3 protein-coding genes are annotated in these 5,606 nt (G+C 54.4%); 1 reads left to right on the top strand and 2 read right to left on the bottom strand.

Annotated elements, in window-relative coordinates; all coding sequences use genetic code 11:
* Both FBQ85_25845 and FBQ85_25840 read right to left on the bottom strand, forming a co-directional pair.
* Nucleotides 1–1,824 (bottom strand): T9SS type A sorting domain-containing protein (locus FBQ85_25845; GenBank protein MDL1878556.1); only part of this gene is annotated, 1,824 nt, incomplete at its 3' end.
* 107 nt (nucleotides 1,825–1,931) lie between these two features.
* Entirely contained in the window at nucleotides 1,932–3,476 is a 1,545-nt protein-coding gene (locus tag FBQ85_25840; protein ID MDL1878555.1) for a hypothetical protein, read from the bottom strand.
* Nucleotides 3,477–3,900: 424 nt separating this feature from the next.
* Here FBQ85_25840 and FBQ85_25835 point away from each other — a divergent pair, with 424 nt between their 5' ends.
* The gene (locus FBQ85_25835) at nucleotides 3,901–5,481 is read left to right on the top strand and encodes an NAD(P)/FAD-dependent oxidoreductase (GenBank protein ID MDL1878554.1); all 1,581 of its coding nucleotides are present in this window, start codon (nucleotides 3,901–3,903) and stop codon (nucleotides 5,479–5,481) included.
* The last annotated feature ends 125 nt before the right edge of the window (nucleotides 5,482–5,606 follow it).

The raw sequence follows: 5,606 nt of genomic DNA, 5'->3' as shown, positions 1-5,606 counted from the left end.
GTTCACGCGCAAGCGGTACAAGTAAATTCCGCTGGGCACGCTTTGACCGGAATTATCTTTGCCATCCCACACCACGGAATGGCGGCCGGCGTTCATCGCGCCGGAAACCAGGCGGCGAACTTCCTGGCCGGTGATATTGTAAATCGCCAACTGCACAGCGCCCGCTTGCGGAATGCTGAAGCGGATGGTGGTGCTGGGGTTAAAAGGATTCGGATAGTTTTGTGACAATTCGTAATCCGTGATCGTCACCTCGGTTGCATCAACTTCGCCGCTGGCGCTGAGCTTGGGCCGCGGCAAATCAGAGGTATACGAATGCGGCACGAGAATCACTTTTTCTTCCACCGAGATGGCTTTGGCCACGATGGAGCCTTTGAAAACGCATTCTTCTCTGAGATCGACTTCGGCATTGGGCGCGATCAACCAGCCCTGAACGAATGACTCATCTCCGATCTTGACCTCTTTGTGCTGCAGCGTCGTGAAGGTTACTTGATTGCTCGCAGCCGGGCCCTGCGGGGTGATGTTGATCTCAACTTCCTTTTCGAATTCGAGCTTGCTGACGACGTTGATATTCACCGGCCCGTTGGCGACATCAATCGAAATCACCGCGCCGTCATCGCATTCGAGCTCATCGATAAAGTAATCGCCGGAAGTCAAATACAACGTTCCGCGGCTTTCGACTTCGATTTCGCCGTAATTGCCGGGAGGCAGCGTAAGCGAGCCTTTCTTGGGTACTCTTTCTTTCCCGCTTTGGGGCGCGGTGAAAACCGGTGTAGGCAAATTGATGTTGGCCACCGTCGCCGGCGCAACCGCTTCACCCGTTACCGTCGCCCGGCTGGAAATATCGAGATAAATCCCGGCATACACATTCCCGTCGATGGTATTATACTTTTCGATATCGATGTACTTTACTGCTGTCAAGTTGCCGGTGTGCTTGCTTCGGTCGCCTTTATCAAAAATGATTTTACCATTGGAATGAATGTCGCCCTGCGAAAACTTGTGGCCGTCAATTTTGACATATTCATCTGCGAATAAAACATAACCCCGCGCAATGGCCAGGCGCGAGAACCCGCCGACGCCGCCTTTGCTGATCGTTTTTGTCGAAGACACCACGTTACCGCCAAGGAACTCCCAGGTCGGATCAGCGGCAATTTGGGCCATTCCTTTCACCGGCGCCGCATTGGCCAGTGCCACGGCGTCATGCGAAATAAATAAAGCCAGATCCGCCTCCGGCACGCCTTCAATCTCGGACTCGTCGTAGCGAAATTCGACCGTAGCGTTGAGGTTTTGATTGTTGGTCGGAGTCACATCAAAAAAGCGCGGTGTGCTGATCTTGTTGGGATTGATTTGCTGCAGCTCGTTGCCGCGCGCAATCGTGGTCGAACCCAGCGGAACAGCAGTTTTAATGGTTAGCCCCAGGTTGGCGACGTTTTGTCCCTGGGTCAAATCATTGAGCGTGCGCGTCACCGTGAGATTGCCGCCGCCGCCAATGATGATATTTCCGGGCGTCTCCACCAGGGTGGCGTATTCGCCCAACGTGATCACGTTGCCGTTTAAATTGAAGTCGCCGTTGAGCACGCTCAGCGTGCCGGTGAGCGTGATGCTCTTACTCAACGTGACGCCGGCGGGATTGTTGATAGTGAGATGATGCACCACATCCGGCAATTCGTCGCCGGTGACGATGGGCGTTGTGCCTTCGTATAAAATATCGTCCGAGCGTGAAGAAACGTAACCGTCGCCGCTGCCGCCGGAATACTGCGCAAAAACCAGCGGCGCAGTGAGCAACAGGGCGCTGAGCAGAGTGAACGTGGCAAATTTTGTTTTCATTTGTATTCTCCGAGCAAGTGCCCCCGCCTGCGCGGGCGGCTCATTGCGATAATATTATCGGTCAATTCCGTGGTCTACACACAACTGTGAGAGTTGATCGGATGAGCTTACGGCGCGGTGCGCACGCACCGGAAACCGAAATTTTTGAACCGTATCGCATCCGGCGTTGCCGCGCAAGCGCGATCACCGACGCGCAACAGGGAGGCATTCTCCGTCCACGCGCCGCCGCGGAATCCTGAGCCTTCGGCGCCGGTCACGCCTTTGGCCGGATTGGCGTCGATGCCCGGCCAATCTTCATTGGTGGCATTGCCTTCAAAACCCGCAGTGGCGGTGAGGTGACCGTCCCCGTGTGTGCCGGTAAAAGTACGCCCCTTCTCTCGACCCACGGTAACAACGCGTTCCCAAACATTGCCGCTCAATTCCATGGCGCCGGTAAATGAAGCGCCCGCTTGCGCCCGGCTGCCGCCGGAGGCCGCCGCATAAATGCCGCCGCGCACCGGGCCGTTAATACCTTTATCGAAATTCGCATTTGCCTCGCCGGGAGTGGCCGTTTCACTTCCGCTGCCGTCAATGCCATTGTGGCCGGTTTGTTTTTTGATATCATCATCGCCCCACGCATATTCTCCCGCCACAACCTCTTCCTTGCCGCGACAGGCTTTTTCAAACTCAAGCTCTGTCATGGGCCGCAGGCCTGCCCAATCTGCATATGCTGCGCCGTCTTTCCAGGAGAGAAAATTGCATGCGCGTTCCGGCGCCGTTGCCGCGAACACCGGATGATTGCCCGTGATCGCGCCGCGAAAGGCGCTATAATCAGTCTCGCCGGCAAGCGTGCGCCGCGCGGCTTCTGTGCTGGTCAACAAATTCAAAAAGTCGGCATATTGGCCTTGGGTGATTTCATACTTCATCACATAAAATGCCGCAAAGCCTTTGGGAAATTCCGCAGGCAGGATCTTGCTGATGCTATCATCGAAATCGTCTTTGTGGGCCATGCCTTTCGCATTGTTATTGCCGAGGCTGTTTGCGCCGCCGCCGCCCAGAGTCAACGCATCTTCACTTGTGACGGCAAAGGGCTGGCTGCTTTTTCCTGATTCAAACTGACCCGTAATGCCGCTCGGCGAAACATCGCCGACCGAAAAACTCCCGGCCGGCACCCAAATCATCTCGATCGCCAGCACACTGACAATTGTGCTGCTAGTAATGCCTGTCAAACCATCGGCGCTGTAATTCCAGCGCAAACCAACGCCCTCCCAGTTGTTGGAGCCGGCGCCGTTCTGCGCGCGGAAGATGAATGCGCCTTTGCCGTCCGGCGCGGCTTGCAGGGCCGCCGGAATACCGTTATCGACGGTTACGCCATGATCGCTGTTATGCGAAGAAAGCGTGGCATGCTGCCAGACGCTGCCGCCGTCGGTGCTGTATTTCACAAACACCCAGGCAGCATCATAGTTGAACGGCTTGGCCTGGCCGGCGCCGGCCAAATCATTCCGCCACGAGTTATCCCAACTCAAGTCGAATTGGATCAAAACATGACTGCCCGCCACATCATTTTTGAGCGCGACATGTTTGACCGCGAGGTTATTGGCACGCGCGCTTATACCAGCCAAGCCAAACATAAGCGCTGCCAGCGGGAGCAAAGGTTTTTTGCCAAGCATCATGGGTAATTCTCCCTGAAAAGCATTTGAATAACGAATGAATTATTAACGTCAGGTGCGGGTAACAATAGCTAGTTCGAAGGTAAGGCACAACAAAAATCTATTGAGGAGAGAGTCCTTCTCATGGTCTGTATCAGCGGGGATTTACCTTGAAAGCTCACGGTCTGCGTAAAGAAAAATTATCTTAATTTCGACTTAGGCCTTGCGCCTGAAACAAAGTTCAACTAAAATGTACGCACATTTGTTACGGGGATCCGTTGTTTGAAAAAACCGACAATAGGCGACCCTTAAAGCAAATAGGCTTTATGAAAAACCGGGCTGCAACAAGCTTCGACAGGCTTCGACAGGCTTCGACAGGCTTCGACAAGCTCAGCCTGCGCTGAAACCAAACGTTTTCACTCTTCCCAAAATTTGTTGAGAAGAAAACATGCCCAATACCTATGATGCCATCGTGATCGGCGGCGGCCATAACGGCCTGGTGAATGCAGCTTATCTTGCACGCAGCGGCAAGAAAGTTTTGGTGCTTGAACGCCGCCCTCTCGTTGGCGGCGCGACGGTTACCGAAGAGATTTTTCCCGGCTTCAAATTTTCGGTTTTTTCTTATGTCATCAGCCTGTTTCGCCCCGAGATTATTCGCGATCTCGATCTCCCCAAGCATGGTTTGACGATTCTGCCTTTAGCGAGCACGCTAACGCCGACGCCGGAGGGCAACTATCTGTATCGCGATTGGGATCACTACCGCACGCTGCGCGATATTGCGCGGCACTCGCCGCGCGACGCCGAGGCCTACGATGACTACGGCCGCACCATGTATTTCATGGCAAAGGCCGTGAAATACATGCTCGGCATCGTTCCTCCTGATCCGGCAACCTTTCATCCCAAAGATTTGATGGGACTGGCCAATCTCGGCAAACATGTTTTGGGATTGGGTGAAGAAAACATTTATACCCTTACGAAACTGATGACCATGAGTTCGGCGGATTTTCTGGAAGAATGGTTTGAAGCCGAGGTGTTGAAAGCGACACTGTCCTCGAGCGGCATCATCGGCACGTTTCTCGGCCCGCGCTCGCCGGGCACGGCTTATGTTTTATTGCATCATTACATGGGCGAAATTGACGGCTCGTTTCGTGCCTGGGGCTTCGCCAAGGGCGGCACCGGCGGCATTGCAAATGCAATTGCAAACGCCGCCACCGCATTGGGCGCGGAGATTCGCTGCCATGCGCCGGTAGCGCAAGTTATCACGAAGCACGGGGTTGCGGTGGGTGTGACTTTGGAAAACGGCGACGAATTTCATGGCAAAGTCATCGTCTCGAGTCTCGACCCCAAGCTGACTTTTTTAAAATTGGTTGATCCGTCTTTGCTGCCTGAAGAACTCACTGCGGCCATTCGCCATTTCAATATTCGCGGCTCTTCGGCAAAAGTGAATTTGGCGTTGGACGCCGCGCCCAATTGGGCGTGCCTGCCGGGCGATGGGCCGCATTTGCGCGGCGCCTTCTCCATCAGTCCGAGCCTCGATTATCTTGAGCGCGCATATGATGATGCCAAATACGGCCGTTTCTCACGCCGGCCTTACATTGACATCATCCTGCCCTCGATGATTGATCCGGACATGGCGCCGCCGGGTAAACATGTCATGTCATGCTTCGTGCAATATGCGCCGTATCAATTGCGCGAGGGTACCTGGGAGCAGCAACGCGAAGCGCTCGGCGATACGGTAATCGACACGTTATCGGAATACATTCCAAATCTCAAAAACATCATTTTGCATCGCCAGGTAATGACGCCGTGGGATATCGAGCAAACCACCGGGCTTTCGCAAGGCAACATCTTTCAAGGTGAGTTGACGCTTTCGCAATTGTTTTTTTTGCGGCCGGCAGCCGGCTGGGCAAAATACCGTACGCCTATTCGAAATTATTATCAATGCGGCTCAGGCACGCATCCCGGCGGCGGCATCACCGGCGCGCCGGGGAAGTTGGCGGCTTTGGAGATTTTGAAAGATTGGAAGTAATCTTAAGCAATGCGAAAATGATCGTGCATGTTACGAGAGCCAAGAATGCCTAAATCCTACGACGTCCTCATCATCGGCGCGGGCCATAACGGCCTGGTTGCTGCTGCTTATCTGGCGCAAGCGGG

This window comes from Cytophagia bacterium CHB2 (assembly GCA_030263535.1).
Lineage (GTDB): Bacteria > Zhuqueibacterota > Zhuqueibacteria > Zhuqueibacterales > Zhuqueibacteraceae > Coneutiohabitans.
The sequence above is the reverse complement of the archived record's forward strand: the minus strand, read 5'-3'. Positions and strand labels throughout refer to the sequence as shown.

What these genes read in the sequence shown, in the direction of transcription:
- FBQ85_25835 (MDL1878554.1), top strand. Translation starts at nt 3,901, where the DNA reads ATGCCCAATACCTATGATGCCATCGTGATCGGCGGCGGCCATAACGGC.
- FBQ85_25840 (MDL1878555.1), bottom strand. Translation starts at nt 3,476, where the DNA reads ATGATGCTTGGCAAAAAACCTTTGCTCCCGCTGGCAGCGCTTATGTTT.